Annotated in this window: 12 protein-coding genes; 7 read left to right on the top strand and 5 right to left on the bottom strand. The window is 70.5% G+C overall.

The annotated features are described in order from the left end of the window. Positions 1 to 19 precede the first annotated feature (19 nt). Both arc and U9J66_RS05375 read right to left on the bottom strand, forming a co-directional pair. The gene (gene arc, locus U9J66_RS05370; protein WP_081536535.1) at positions 20 to 1789 is read right to left on the bottom strand and encodes a proteasome ATPase; all 1770 of its coding nucleotides are present in this window, start codon (positions 1787 to 1789) and stop codon (positions 20 to 22) included. A 271-nt stretch (positions 1790 to 2060) separates the two neighbouring features. Beyond that, a complete protein-coding gene (locus U9J66_RS05375; protein WP_017533885.1) occupies positions 2061 to 2999 on the bottom strand; it encodes a tRNA (adenine-N1)-methyltransferase in 939 nt (312 codons plus the stop codon). Between the two features lie 199 nt (positions 3000 to 3198). Between U9J66_RS05375 and ppgK the strand changes: the two genes are divergently transcribed. Then, on the top strand, positions 3199 to 3969 hold the full coding sequence (gene ppgK / locus U9J66_RS05380; RefSeq protein WP_326337212.1) for a polyphosphate--glucose phosphotransferase: 771 nt from the start codon (positions 3199 to 3201) through the stop codon (positions 3967 to 3969). A 380-nt stretch (positions 3970 to 4349) separates the two neighbouring features. Here ppgK and U9J66_RS05385 read toward each other — a convergent pair whose 3' ends face one another. Next, positions 4350 to 4685: a hypothetical protein gene (locus U9J66_RS05385; protein ID WP_326337213.1), complete on the bottom strand. Its 336-nt coding sequence runs from the start codon at positions 4683 to 4685 to the stop codon at positions 4350 to 4352. Positions 4686 to 4896: 211 nt separating this feature from the next. Here U9J66_RS05385 and U9J66_RS05390 point away from each other — a divergent pair, with 211 nt between their 5' ends. Then, positions 4897 to 6153, top strand: coding sequence for a helix-turn-helix domain-containing protein (locus U9J66_RS05390; protein WP_326337408.1), 1257 nt, complete (start codon positions 4897 to 4899; stop codon positions 6151 to 6153). Positions 6154 to 6186: 33 nt separating this feature from the next. Continuing rightward, positions 6187 to 6660 (top strand): DNA-processing protein DprA, encoded by a 474-nt coding sequence (locus U9J66_RS05395; RefSeq protein WP_014909529.1) that lies wholly within the window; start codon positions 6187 to 6189, stop codon positions 6658 to 6660. Positions 6661 to 6690: 30 nt separating this feature from the next. Here U9J66_RS05395 and U9J66_RS05400 read toward each other — a convergent pair whose 3' ends face one another. Then, the gene (locus U9J66_RS05400; protein WP_017533887.1) at positions 6691 to 7851 is read right to left on the bottom strand and encodes a site-2 protease family protein; all 1161 of its coding nucleotides are present in this window, start codon (positions 7849 to 7851) and stop codon (positions 6691 to 6693) included. A gap of 49 nt (positions 7852 to 7900) precedes the next feature. Here U9J66_RS05400 and U9J66_RS05405 point away from each other — a divergent pair, with 49 nt between their 5' ends. The 4 genes from U9J66_RS05405 to U9J66_RS05420 all read left to right on the top strand — a co-directional run bounded on the left by U9J66_RS05405 (position 7901) and on the right by U9J66_RS05420 (position 11506). Continuing rightward, positions 7901 to 8704 carry a RecB family exonuclease gene (locus U9J66_RS05405; RefSeq protein WP_014910429.1) on the top strand — a complete coding sequence of 268 codons (804 nt, stop codon included), beginning with the start codon at positions 7901 to 7903 and terminating at the stop codon, positions 8702 to 8704. Positions 8705 to 8756: 52 nt separating this feature from the next. Beyond that, positions 8757 to 9452, top strand: coding sequence for a response regulator (locus tag U9J66_RS05410; RefSeq protein ID WP_014912846.1), 696 nt, complete (start codon positions 8757 to 8759; stop codon positions 9450 to 9452). Positions 9453 to 9672: 220 nt separating this feature from the next. After that, entirely contained in the window at positions 9673 to 11103 is a 1431-nt protein-coding gene (locus U9J66_RS05415; RefSeq protein WP_014908456.1) for a threonine/serine ThrE exporter family protein, read from the top strand. 214 nt (positions 11104 to 11317) lie between these two features. Next, a complete protein-coding gene (locus U9J66_RS05420; RefSeq protein WP_014911825.1) occupies positions 11318 to 11506 on the top strand; it encodes a DUF5999 family protein in 189 nt (62 codons plus the stop codon). 102 nt (positions 11507 to 11608) lie between these two features. Here U9J66_RS05420 and U9J66_RS05425 read toward each other — a convergent pair whose 3' ends face one another. Next, positions 11609 to 12862: a tetratricopeptide repeat protein gene (locus U9J66_RS05425; RefSeq protein ID WP_326337214.1), complete on the bottom strand. Its 1254-nt coding sequence runs from the start codon at positions 12860 to 12862 to the stop codon at positions 11609 to 11611. Positions 12863 to 12944 lie beyond the last annotated feature (82 nt).

Raw genomic sequence — 12944 nt, forward strand, 5'->3', positions numbered from 1 at the left:
GACCGCGGACGAGCACGGGTCACAGGTACTGACCGGTGTTGGCGACGGTGTCGATGGAGCGACCGGCGTCGGCGCCCTTCTTCCCCGTCACGAGGGTCCGGATGTAGACGATCCTCTCGCCCTTCTTGCCGGAGATCCTGGCCCAGTCGTCCGGGTTGGTGGTGTTGGGCAGGTCCTCGTTCTCGCTGAACTCGTCGACGCAGGCCTGGAGGAGGTGGGAGACCCTGATCCCCTTGGACCTGTTGTCGATGAAGTCCTTGATCGCCATCTTCTTGGCGCGGGAGACGATGTTCTCGATCATCGCGCCGGAGTTGAAGTCCTTGAAGTACAGGACCTCCTTGTCACCGTTGGCGTAGGTGACCTCCAGGAAGCGGTTCTCCTCCCCCTCGGTGTACATCCGCTCCACGACCCGCTGGATCATGGCGTCCACCGTGGCCTTGGCGGACCCGCCGTGTTCGACCAGGTCCTCCTCGTTCAGTGGCAGATCGGAGGTGATGTACTTGCCGAAGATGTCCCGGGCCGCCTCGGCGTCGGGCCGTTCGATCTTGATCTTGACGTCCAGACGGCCGGGCCGCAGGATCGCCGGGTCGATCATGTCCTCACGGTTGGAGGCGCCGATGACGATGACGTTCTCCAGCCCCTCGACACCGTCGATCTCGCTGAGCAGCTGCGGGACGATGGTGTTCTCCACGTCGGAGGACACCCCCGAACCGCGGGTGCGGAAGATCGAGTCCATCTCGTCGAAGAACACGATGACCGGGGTGCCCTCGGAGGCCTTCTCACGAGCCCGCTGGAAGACCAGGCGGATGTGCCGCTCGGTCTCGCCGACGTACTTGTTGAGCAGCTCCGGGCCCTTGATGTTGAGGAAGAAGCTCTTGCCGACGTCACGGCCGGTGCGCTCGGCGACCTGCTTGGCCAGCGAGTTGGCGACCGCCTTGGCGATGAGCGTCTTACCGCATCCGGGCGGGCCGTACAGCAGCACACCCTTGGGCGGACGCAGACGGTGCTCGTAGAAGAGCTCCTTGTACAGGTAGGGCAGTTCGACCGCGTCCCGGATCATCTCGATCTGCCCCGCCAGGCCACCGATGTCGGTGTAGGCGATGTCGGGGACCTCCTCGAGGATGAGCTCCTCGACCTCGGACTTGGGAATGCGCTCGTACACGTACCCGGATCGGGGTTCGAGCAGGAGCGAGTCCCCCGGCCGGATCGGTTCGTCGCGCAGCGGCTCCGCCAGCCGCACGATCCGTTCCTCGTCGTGATGTGAGATCACCAGCGCCCGCTCGCCGTCCTCAAGGATCTCCTTGAGCATGACGACCTCGCCGACGGTCTCGAACGACTCCACCTCGACGACGTTGAACGCCTCGTTGAGCATGACCTCCTGGCCCGGCCGCAACGTCTCCAGATCCACGGAGGGACTGACGTTGACGCGCATCTTGCGGCCGTTGGTGAAGATCTCGACGGTATCGTCTTCGCGCGACCCAAGGTAGACACCGAAGCCCGACGGCGGCTGTGCGAGCCGGTCGACCTCCTCCTTGAGCGCCACGATCTGCTCGCGCGCCTCCTTCAATGTGGAGACGAGCCGTTCGTTCTGCCCGTTGGCCGCGGCGAGGTCGGCTTGGACCTCACGCAACCGTTCCTCGAGCAGACGTACATGTCGGGGCGAGTCGGCGAGCTTACGCCGAACCACGCTGAGTTCCTTTTCCATGTAGGAGACCTGGGCCGTGAGTTCAGCGACTTCACGGTCCCGGTCGCTCTGACGCTCGTCTTCGCGCTCGGCCACGTCCGCCACCTCCCTATGAGAAGGACGACTACTCGGGAGCGTACCTACCCCTGCCCATTTCCTAACCTCCCAGCTTGAGGGAGTGTCGTAGGCCTCATTTTGAGGTCTTGCTTAACCGCAGGTCATCGTGCTAGAGCACACTGCGACGTAATGAGAACGTAACCTCCGTGTCCATCACCTGGAAAGCCCGGTTCACGTCCGGAACCCCCCATCGTCGCCTTCGGCGGGCATGGAGAAGCCCGCCCGGGCGTGCCCGGGCGGGCTCGAAGCGAGGCTCTCGTCAGTCCTCGGTGGAGGAGCTCTCCTCCGTCACACCGTTCACGGCGCCCTCGGTGCCCTTCGCGGCGCTCCGGGAGGCCTCGTAGTCCTTGCCGTAGGCGCCCTTGGCCGGACGACGGCGACGCTCGGGGGCCTCGACACCGTCGGCCAGACGGCGGGCGACCACCAGGAAGCCGGTGTGACCGATCATCCGATGGTCCGGACGCACCGCCAGACCCTCCACGTGCCAGGTGCGCAGCATGGTCTCCCACGAGCGCGGCTCGTAGAACCGGTCGTCCTCGCGCAGCTCCTCCACCACCCGGGAGAGCTGGGTCGTGGTGGCCACGTAGCAGCACACCAGGCCACCCGGGATGAGGGCCCGGGCCACGGCGTCCAGGCACTCCCAGGGAGCGAGCATGTCGAGGAAGACCCGGTCGACGTCGGTCTCGTCGAGCTCCTCGACCAGGTCGCCCACCGTCAGTCTCCAGGCCGGGTGCGGACCGCCGTGGAAGTTCTCGACGTTCTTGCGGGCGATCTCGGCGAAGTCGGCGCGGCGCTCATAGGAGTGCACCATGCCCTTCTCTCCGACCGCGCGCAGCAGCCAGTTGGACATGGCGCCCGATCCGGCGCCGGCCTCGACCACCCGGGCACCGGGGAAGATGTCGGCCTCCACCAGGACCTGGGCCGCGTCCTTGGGGTAGACGATGGTCGCCCCACGCTTCATGGAGAGCGTGTAGTCGATGAGCAGGGGGCGCAGCGCGACATAGGCGGTGCCCGTGTTGGAACGGACGACGCTTCCCTCGGGTTCGCCGATGAGATCGTCGTGCTCGACCTTGCCCTTGTGCGAGTGGAAGGCGCCACCCTCACGCAGTGTGATCGTGTGCATGCGCCCCTTGGGGTCGGTCAACTGCACGGTGTCACCGTCGGTGAAGGGGCCGCGGCGGCCATGGATACCGGTCAACGTCGCTCTCGTCTTCCCACGTCGCGTTTGTTCGGGGCAGTCGCCCAGCGTATCGGCCCCCGGATACCGGACCGAACCGTCCGCCCCTCCCGGACCCCCTCCACCAGGCGTGCGAAAACCCTTTCTCTCGGGCAGGATCGGGCATGGGACAGACCCACACGATCCGATCGACGCACGAGGACCACGGGGGACACCAGCCATGTCAGAGCCGACCACGGGCCTGGGAATCGACATCGGCGGCAGCGGTATCAAGGGGGCCCCGGTCGACCTGGACTCCGGGGAGTTCCTCCGCGATCGCCTCAAGATCCTCACCCCCGAACGTCCCGGTCCCGAGGCCGTGGCGGCGATCGTCGCCGAGATCGCCGACCACTTCCCGGAGGCCGCGGGCACCCCGCTCGGCGTCACCTTCCCCGGCGTGGTCCAGAACGGGACGGTGCGCACCGCCGCGAACCTGCCCGGCCCCTGGGTGGGGACCGACGCGCGGGCCCTGTTCTCCCAGGCCACCGGGCGGCCGGTCCGCGTGCTCAACGACGCCGACGCCGCCGCTCTGGCCGAGGCCCGCTACGGGGCCGCGAAGGGCGTACTCGGCACGGTCCTGATGACGACCCTGGGCACCGGGATCGGTACGGCGCTGGTGGTGGACGGGCGGCTGGTCCCCAACACCGAGTTCGGCCACCTGGAGATCGACGGGCACGACGCGGAGACACGAGCCTCGTCCGGCGCCAGGAAACGGGACGAGTTGTCCTACCAGGCATGGGCCCGAAAGCGCCTGAACCGCTACTACCGGGTGATCGAGGACCTGCTGTGGCCCGACCTGATCGTGGTCGGCGGCGGGGTCAGCCGCAAGGCCGACCGTTTCCTTCCCCACCTGGACATCCGCACCCCGATCGTGCCGGCGACGCTGCGCAACACCGCCGGGATCGTCGGCGCGGCCCTGGCCGCGACCGAGGACCACACCCGACACGCCTAGGACGACGGAGCCGGGTCTCCGGATGCCCGGGGCGACGCGGATCCCGGAGGAGAAGGGGGGATCCGCGCCGCCCCTGTCGGGGCCGAGGGGCCGGGCAAGGTCTGGAGCCCGGGTCTCGCCGTCTCGGGGAAAACGGCGGACCCGGGCCCGGAGGGGGCGCCCGACCCCGGGGAGGGAACGGCACTACCAGGCACCCGTCAAGGGGTGGAGGCCACCGCCCCGATCACGCACCGGGGCGGCTTCGGGTGTCGGGCGGGTCCGGAGCCCGCGCAGAGGGAGACTGGGTTCGGGCCTCGACCCGGACACCGCCCCACACCCGGGGCTGTGCCTTGGCACAGCCCGTACTCACGCGGGCCGCGACCCGCGTGTATGTCTTCTTCTCAGCCGTCCTCGACGGCCGCCATCACACCGACGATCCTGCGAACGGCGTCGGAGGTCCGCTCCACCGGCGTCAACGGGACCCCCGTCGACGAATCGGGCGTCCCGTCCCGGGAGGGCCATCGCATCCACCACCACAGGTCTCCGCGGTGCGGCCGCAGGGCGGCGCCCTGAGGTCGGGCGGCGGGGCCCGTGTGGACGATGCCCCGGGCACCGTCCTCCCTGGCCTCGATCCCACGTGAACGCAGTTCGGTCGCCATCCCCCGCAGTGCCAGGGCGGCGAGGCCCTCGTACCTCGCCAGGCTCGGGCTCCCCGCGGGCGGCGTCTCCACGGTCACGTGTTCCGACCTCCTTCCGGCTCCGACGGCGACACCCGCCGGACCCACAACCCCACTGTGCCGCATCCCCGGGCCCTCGGAACGCCCGTATGCGGATCACGCATCACACCTTCTTTTTCACACATAGCCACCAAGGCACTCCGGAATCCCTAACCTAAGGCCCATGCCCCAACCTGACGGCCTTCCCCAGGACCTGTGGACCCGACCGCGCATGGCCGCCGCTCTCGCGAGCTGCGACATCCCGACGGTCATCGAAGGCGTGCGCGCCGCGCGCGGCTGGTCCCAGGGCGAGCTCGCCCGAGAGCTCACCTACTCACAGAGCTGGGTCTCCCGCGTCGTCAACGGGCAGCAGTCCCTCACCGTCGGGCAGGTCCGGGAACTGGCACGGCGACTCGACATCCCGTTGCACCTGATCCGCTTCGGCGGCCTGCCGCAGGAGGGCACCATCCTGGGCCCGGCCCCCACGAGGCGACGCCCCGCGGGGGGCACGCTCGTGCCGGGCGGCATCGTCCTCCCGAACTTCCCGGCCTCGGGCGAACACACGGGCCACCACGGCGTCGACGAGACCACCGCCCCCGCCCTGCGCTCCATCACCGGCGGGCAGCGTCGCATGGACGCCACCTCGCCCGCGCGTCACCTGCTGCCCAGCGCGACCACTCACGTGCACCTGGCCGAGCAGATGCTCACGAGCTCGCGCGGGACACCCTTCCACACCGAACTCAGCGCCGCCGCCAGCGAGGCCTCCGGCTTCGCCGCCTGGCTCAACGCCGACCTCGGGGACATGGGGTCGGCGCGTATGCACTACCGCACCGCCGTGATCCGAGCCCGCCAGGCGGGGATGCGGCTGCTCGACGTGTACATGCTGGGTTCGCTGGCCTCCTTCGAGATCGAGACCGCCGAGGACCCCGAGCTGGGGCTGGGGCTGGTCCAGGAGGCCGAACACGTGCTGGGCCCCGACGCGCACCCCACCGCCCGCGCCTGGCTGGCCTGTATCGGCGCCCTCGCCCACGCCGGCCTGGGCGATCGCGCGGCGGCCCTGGGCGCCCTGCGTCACGCGGAACGCGAGGTCTCCGGCCCCGACAACGCCCACCCGCCCTGGCCCTGGGTGTTCGCCTTCGACGAGGCCAAGGTCGCCGGCTACCGCGCCCTGGTGGGGGTACGTCTGCGCACCCCGCACGAGGCCCGCGCCGCCTTCGCCGAGGCCGTGGCGCCCTCTTCCCGCAACGTCAAGCAGTCCGCCCTGCTCAAGGTCGAGCTGGCCTCCGCCCACGCCGAGGCCGGGGACGTCGACGAGGCCTTCCGGCTGGCCCAGGAGGCCCTGACCACCGGGATGCGTTTCGCCTCCGAGAGGGTCATGGGCCGGGTGCGCTCCTTCCGCAAGGGCTATCGGGGTCCCCACGCGACCTGCGTCGAGGACCTCGACAACAGGCTTTCGACCCTGGTTACCTCCGTCCCCGACAATGGGTAGAAACCCGGCGCGAACGAACGACAGGGAGGTCATGTGATCCGTATCGGCATCACCGGGCACCGCAACCTGGCCCCGGAGGTGAGCGACCACGTCGCCGGGCTGGTCAGGGAGCACCTGGAGCCCCACGGACACGCCATGGTCGGGTTGTCCTGCCTCGCCGACGGGGCCGACTCGGTCTTCGCCGAGGTCGTCCTGGAGGCCGGCGCCCCGTTGGAGGCCGTCATCCCCGCCTCCGGCTACCGCGAGGCGCTGCCGGTCGAACACCACACGCTCTACGATCGTCTCCTGGCCCAGGCGGTCCTGGTCCACGAACTGCCGCACACCGCCTCCGAACCCCGGGCCCACATGGCCGCCGGACGTCTGCTCGTCGAACGGAGCGACCGGATCCTCGCGGTCTGGGACGGGCTCCCCGCGCGCGGTCCCGGCGGCACCGCCGACGTCGTCGCCTACGCCCGTGTCCTGGAACGCCCGGTCACGGTCCTGTGGCCCCAGGGGGTCCGACGCTGAGCGGACACGGACCCCCTCGCCCCCGGGGCCTCAGCTCCGCCCCCGCCCCGTCATCGCCGCGTTCACGTCGCTCGCCCGCAGGACACCGAACACGCCACCGTCCTCCTCCACCACCAGATACTCCGGCAGCGGATGGCGTACGAGCCGTTCCAAGAGCTCCTCGCCCTCCTCCCCCGCCGGCACCCGGGAGTACTCCGTCAACGCCCGTGCCACGTCCGAGACCGGTACCCAGGCGCGTCGGGCGTCGGAGATCGCCTCGGCCGCCGCGGGGTGCATCACCGAGATCGGCGTCCCCGCCGAGTCGGCCACCACCACCGCCTCGGCGCCCGCCTCCCGGAGCATCGCGTCGGCCCGTGCCAACGGAAGGTCGGCGGTCACCACCACGGCGGGGCGGGCGAGCTCCCGGGCGCGCAGCCCCGGCACCCGCGACCGCACCCGCGCGTTGCGCAGGGCCTCCCCGGCCCCCAGCCACATGAACCCGGCCAGGAAGAGCCCCCACGCCACGGCCCAGGGTCCCGGGGTGGTGCCCGCGCTCCACGCGAGCAGGAACGGCAGGGCGGCCACGCCCAGGGCCAGGATCCGGCCTCCCCATGCCGCGACCACACCGGCGGTGTGCGGCCGACCCGTCAGCTTCCAGACGCCGGCCCGCAACAGTCGTCCCCCGTCCAGGGGCAGCCCCGGCAACAGGTTGAACACGCCCACGAGCAGGTTGGCGATCCACAGTTGGAAGAGCAGTTCGCCGGTGACCGTGAACGGGTCGGCCAGCCGCGCCAGCCCGTACGCGCCCGCCGCCAGCACCAGGGACAGCAAGGGGCCGGAGAAGGCGATCCAGAACTCCCGTCCCGGGGTGGGCGCCTCCCTGTCGATCTCCGAGACCCCGCCCAGGACGTACAGCACGATCCGTCGCACCGGCAGTCCGTACCAGCGCGCCACCACCGAATGCGCCAGCTCGTGCACCAGGACCGACGCGTAGAGCAGCACCGCGAAGACGAAGGCCAACAGGTACGCCGAGGGGCCCAGGGCCAGACGGGTCTGGACGATTCCTCCGTAGACCAGCGTGATCAGCACCGCCACGATCCACCACGAGGAGGTCACGTAGACCGGCACCCCGAAGGGACGACCGATCAGTAACCCCGGCTTCCGGGAACGGGAGTCGGGGCGAGGCGCGGAGGGATCACTACCGTTGGTCACGGCCCCAGACTATGACGACCCTCCGCCGGTCCTCTCATAGGCTCGGACCATGACCACCGCTCCGCTGCCGACCGCCCTCTCGCCCTCCCGGGCCTCCGACTTCCTGCAATGCCCGCTGCTCTTCCGTTTCCGAACGATCGACCGGCTTCCCGAGAAGCCCAGCGCCGCCGCGCTGCGCGGAACCCTGGTCCACGCCTGCCTGGAGCGCCTCTACGAGCTTCCGGCCGAGAGCCGGACCCCTCGGAGCGCGCTCGACCTGGTCGACCCGCAGTGGAAGCGGCTCCGGGAGAGCGACCCCGAGGTCGCCGAACAGCTCTTCCCCGAGGGCGAGGGGCTCGACGCGTGGCTGGAGTCGGCCCGGAAGCTGGTCCGGCGCTACTTCGACCTGGAGAACCCGGTCACCCTGGAACCCCGGGAACGCGAGATGCGCCTCGAGGTGTCGTTGCCCACGGGTCTGCGCCTGCGGGGATACGTCGACCGTCTGGACGTGGCGCCCGCCGGCCAGATCAGGGTGGTCGACTACAAGACCGGGAAGTCGCCCCATCCCCGTTTCGAGGACAAGGCCCGCTTCCAGATCTTCTTCTACGCGGTCATGATCTGGCGCGATCTCGGGGTGGTCCCCGCCCGGCTCCAGCTCATCTACCTGGGCGACGGGTCCGTGCGCTGGTACGACCCCACCGAAGAGGAACTCGCCGCGGCCGAGGCCGAGATCTCCGACATCTGGGAACGGATCGAGGCCGCCGGCCGCGCCGGTCGCTGGGAGCCCAAACGCAGCAAGCTCTGCGGTTGGTGCGAGCATCAGGCCCTGTGCCCGGAGTTCGGCGGCACCCCTCCCCCGCTGCCCACGGCCTGACATCGCCGTCGACAAGGGAGCGGTCACTCGGAGTATGCGGCAGAATCGAAGCGTGCCCGTCTCAGTTCTCCTCGTCGACGACCAGCCCCTCGTGCGGGCCGGTTTCCGGATGATCCTGGAAACGGCCCCGCACCTGTCCGTCGTGGGCGAGGCCTCCGACGGCCGCGAGGCCCTGCGCCGGGTCCGAGAGCTCCTCCCCGACGTGGTGCTGATGGACCTGCGCATGCCCGGCGTCGACGGGGTGCGCGCCACCGCGGACATCCTCGCCTGGGCCGCGCCCCTCGGGCACAAGGTGCGCGTCCTGGCCCTGACCACCTTCGACCTGGACGAGTACGCCATCGGAGCGCTGCGCGCGGGGGCGACCGGCTTCCTCCTCAAGGACGCGCCTCCGAGCGAGCTCATCGGCGCGGTGGAGGTGGTGGCCGACGGTTCGGCCGTGATCGCGCCGGCCGTCCTGCGCCGGCTCCTCGACCGTTTCTCCCCTCTCCTGCCCGACGTGGAGTCCGAACCCGAGACAGACGGGGCCGACCCCCTCACCTCCCGCGAACACGAGGTCCTGCGGCTGGTCGCCCGCGGCTGGTCCAACGCCGAGATCGCCGCGCACCTCTTCTTGGGCGAGACCACCGTCAAGTCCCACGTGGGCAACATCCTCACCAAACTCGGCCTGCGCGACCGCGTCCAAGCGGTCGTCCACGCCTACGAAAGCGGACTCGTCCGACCCGGACACGACCTTCCGTCCGACCACTGAACCCACCCACGGCACCCATCGAGAACGCCCTGGGACCGGCGCGTCGTCACTCGGCGCCGACCGCGCGCGTTGACAGGATGTCACCGGTGACCGAACTCACCGGTGCCTCCGTATCGCGCGGGCGAACCCCGCCGTCCGACCGGGCGTCCCTCTGTGGGACCACCGAGGCGGTGCGCCGAACAGCAGGGTGAGGGCGACGGCGAGAAAACGGAGTACAACGATGCCGAGCAAGCGGGGGCGGTCGGGGCCGCCGAGCGAGGAGATCATGCTCAGCCGGATGCGCGACTGGCGCGCCGAGCACGAGCGGGACCTGACCCCTGACGACCTCGACGACGAGCAGGACGTCAAGCTTCCCGACGCGCGGGCGATCAACCTGATCCTCCGCGTGGGCGAACTCATGCTGGCCAGTGGTGAGAGCACCGAGGCCGTCAGCGAGTCCATGCTGAGCCTTTCGGTGGCCTTCGACCTGCCCCGGTCGGAGGTCTCGGTCACCTTCACCACCATCTCGCTGTCCACCCACCCGGGCGGGGACAGCCCTCCGGTGACCGGTGAGCGGGTGGTGCGCCGCCGCACCCTGGACTACTTCAGGGTCAACGAGCTCCACACCCTCGTACAGGAGGCCGCGCTCGGGCTCCTGGAGCTGGAGGACGCCAACGCCCGGCTGGAGCAGATCCGCCGGGCCCGCATGCCCTACCCGAACTGGCTGATCGCCGTCGGCTTCGGCCTCATCGCCTCCAGCGCGAGCCTCATGGTGGGCGGTGGTCTGATCGTGGCGACCGTGGCCTTCCTCGCCACGGTGCTGGGCGACCGTACCGCGGTCTTCCTGGCCAATCGAGGCGTCGCCGAGTTCTACCAGATGGCCGCGGCCGCCCTCGTGGCCTCCAGTATCGGCGTGGCCCTGCTGTGGGTGAGCACCACCATGGACCTGGGCCTCCAGGCGGGCGCGATCATCACCGGTAACATCATGGCCCTGCTCCCCGGTCGTCCACTGGTCTCCAGCCTCCAGGACGGCATCAGCGGAAGCTACGTCTCCGCGGCGGCACGCCTGTTGGAGACCTTCTTCATCCTGGGCGCGATCGTCTCCGGGGTCGGCGCCGTGGCCTACACGGCGGTGCGTCTGGGCGTGAACATGGACCTGGAGAACCTGCCCTCGGCGGGTACCTCCATGGAGCCCCTGGTGCTGGTGGGCGCCGCCGGGATCGCGATGGCGTTCGCGATCTCCCTCGCGGTACCGCCCCGGATGCTGCCCTTGATCGGCTGCATGGGCGTGATGATCTGGACGATCTACGCGGGCCTTCGGCTGTTGTTGGAGGCGCCCCCCGTGGTGGGCACCGTGGCCGGAGCGGTGGCGGTGGGGGTGGTCGGTCACTGGCTGGCCCGGCGTACCCGACGTCCGGTACTGCCGTACCTGATCCCCTCGATCGCTCCACTCCTGCCCGGAAGCATCCTGTACCGGGGGTTGATCGAGATCACCCAGGGGACCGCGGTCGCCGGAATGCTCAGCCTGGCGGAGGCCATCATGGTGGCGCTGGCCCTGGGCGCGGGGGTCAACCTCGGTGGCGAGCTGGTGCGGGCCTTTCAGCGCGGCGGCCTGGCGGGCGCCGGTATGCGCGGCCGTCCCGCCGCCCGTCGAACCCGTGGTGGGTACTGACCCCGTCGTCTCCCGGTCGTCCGGGCCGTTCCCTCCTCGGCTCGGACGACGACACGCCGAATCGGCGAGAACCCTTTCCAGGTGGCGTGGATCTCATAGGGCGAGCGCGAACAGGAGGCGGCGATCACTGTTGTCGGACTGAAACGTCAACACCTTGTGATGTCAGCCACTACTGTTGGCCTCAACGACGCACACGACCGAAGGGGTCTTCATCATGTGCAGCCACGAACCCTCCTGCCCGTCCTTCGAGGACACCGATCGTGAGGCGGCCCGAGTCGTCTCCAGCCGCCCCGAACAGGGGTGGAGCCTGCTCTGCAACGGGGTCGTCCTCTTCGACGACACCGGCGAACTGCTCCCCGACGGAGTGATCGTCGCCCCGCACCGCCCCCGCGCCGCCGCCTGAGGACCCGTCTCCCGACCACCGCGGTCGGGTCGACACCCGTGACACCTCCGAACGCCCCGCCCGGGAGACACACGATCCCGGGCGGCGCCGTGGCGACCGTCCTCAACGCGTGTCGGGCCACCCCTCGGGGAGCACGTCCTCCCCCATCGCCTCGGCCAGCCTGCGCCGGAAGTCCGCGTGCACGTCGGCGCCCCAGACCAGTTCGTCGGGGGTGCGCAACGCCTGCTCCATCGCCTCGCGCAGGACGGCCGGACGGGTCTCGCCCTCCACCGTCGGCATCGCCAGCAGGGCGTGCATGCGGCCGATGACCGCGAACAGCTCCCCGGCCAGGGCGGAGGCGCTGGAGGTCGCCTCGGCCTCCTCCAGGTACCCCTCCCACCACGGGACGGGGATCTCCTCCCCGTTCTCGTCCACGGGCCTGGCGAAGGGACGGCGCAGACGGCGCCGCACCTCGTCCACGACCTCGGGGTCACGACTCTCCAACCCCGACCACCACACCCGCGCGGCCGAGTCCGGTTCACCTCGGAGGTTCAGCAGACCGGCGAGGAGTTCCACCGCCGCGCCCGAGGTACGCGGCGCTGGGCGGGGCCACTCCTCGTCGGTCTCCACCGGACCCGGATCGGCGACCGACGCGGCGTCGGCGAGGGCCAGCTCCACGTGGGTCGCGGCCCGAAGAAGGCGCAGTTCGGGGTCGTCGGCGATCGCCAACCCCCGGTCGACCACGATCGCCGCGGTCTCCGCGTCCCCTCGGCCCAGCAGCCGACCGGCCAGGTCCCGAGAGGCCTCCAGGACGGTGGCGGTATGGAGGGGGGCCATCCGTCCCTCCTCGGTCGGGGGCGCCAGGGCCGCCTCCCAGTGTTCCTCGGCCTCGGCCGTCTCGCCTCGCGTCTCCGCCTCACGGGCCAGCCCGTAGTGGGCCACCGCGATGTAGGTCCGATCTCCCATGTCGAGCAGGCGTCGCCACACCCGGACGGCCTCCTCGTGTTCCCCCTCCTGTTCCAGGGAGAGCGCCAGGTGATAGCCGGCCCGGGGGGCGTAACGGCCGTCGCCGGTGGCCAGGGCCCTGCGCGCGGCCTCTCGGGAGGCGGTCGTGTCTCCGCGTCGATCCTGGACCACGGCCAGCCCCAACAGGGCACGCGCCTGCGTCGCCGGTGGCGGGTTGGCCGCCACGGCCCGTCCATAGAGGCGGGCGGCCCGCTCCAGGTGTCCGTTCTCGACCAGGTCCCGGGCCTGATCGCACAGGTCGGAGGCGTCCTCGGGCCCGACCGTCGGCTCCTCGACGTCCTCGGGATCCACGGGGAGGGGTCGGGGGTCGGAGGGGCCGGAGCGAGCGGGAGTTCCGGACGTCGTGGTCATGCTTCCGCTTTCCGTGGGGGCGTGGAGACCGCGCGGTGGGGAGCGCGGATGTTCGGCTCGCCGCAACTCTAACGCGCTCTCC

It is taken from the genome of Nocardiopsis sp. LDBS1602, assembly GCF_035818715.1.
Taxonomy (GTDB): Bacteria; Actinomycetota; Actinomycetes; order Streptosporangiales; family Streptosporangiaceae; genus Nocardiopsis; species Nocardiopsis alba.

Bases quoted from the DNA above. Each gene is read 5' to 3' on its own strand.
- ppgK (WP_326337212.1), top strand. From the start codon at position 3,199: ATGTCAGAGCCGACCACGGGCCTGGGAATCGACATCGGCGGCAGCGGT.
- U9J66_RS05390 (WP_326337408.1), top strand. From the start codon at position 4,897: ATGGCCGCCGCTCTCGCGAGCTGCGACATCCCGACGGTCATCGAAGGC.
- U9J66_RS05405 (WP_014910429.1), top strand. From the start codon at position 7,901: ATGACCACCGCTCCGCTGCCGACCGCCCTCTCGCCCTCCCGGGCCTCC.
- U9J66_RS05415 (WP_014908456.1), top strand. From the start codon at position 9,673: ATGCCGAGCAAGCGGGGGCGGTCGGGGCCGCCGAGCGAGGAGATCATG.
- U9J66_RS05420 (WP_014911825.1), top strand. From the start codon at position 11,318: ATGTGCAGCCACGAACCCTCCTGCCCGTCCTTCGAGGACACCGATCGT.
- U9J66_RS05425 (WP_326337214.1), bottom strand. From the start codon at position 12,862: ATGACCACGACGTCCGGAACTCCCGCTCGCTCCGGCCCCTCCGACCCC.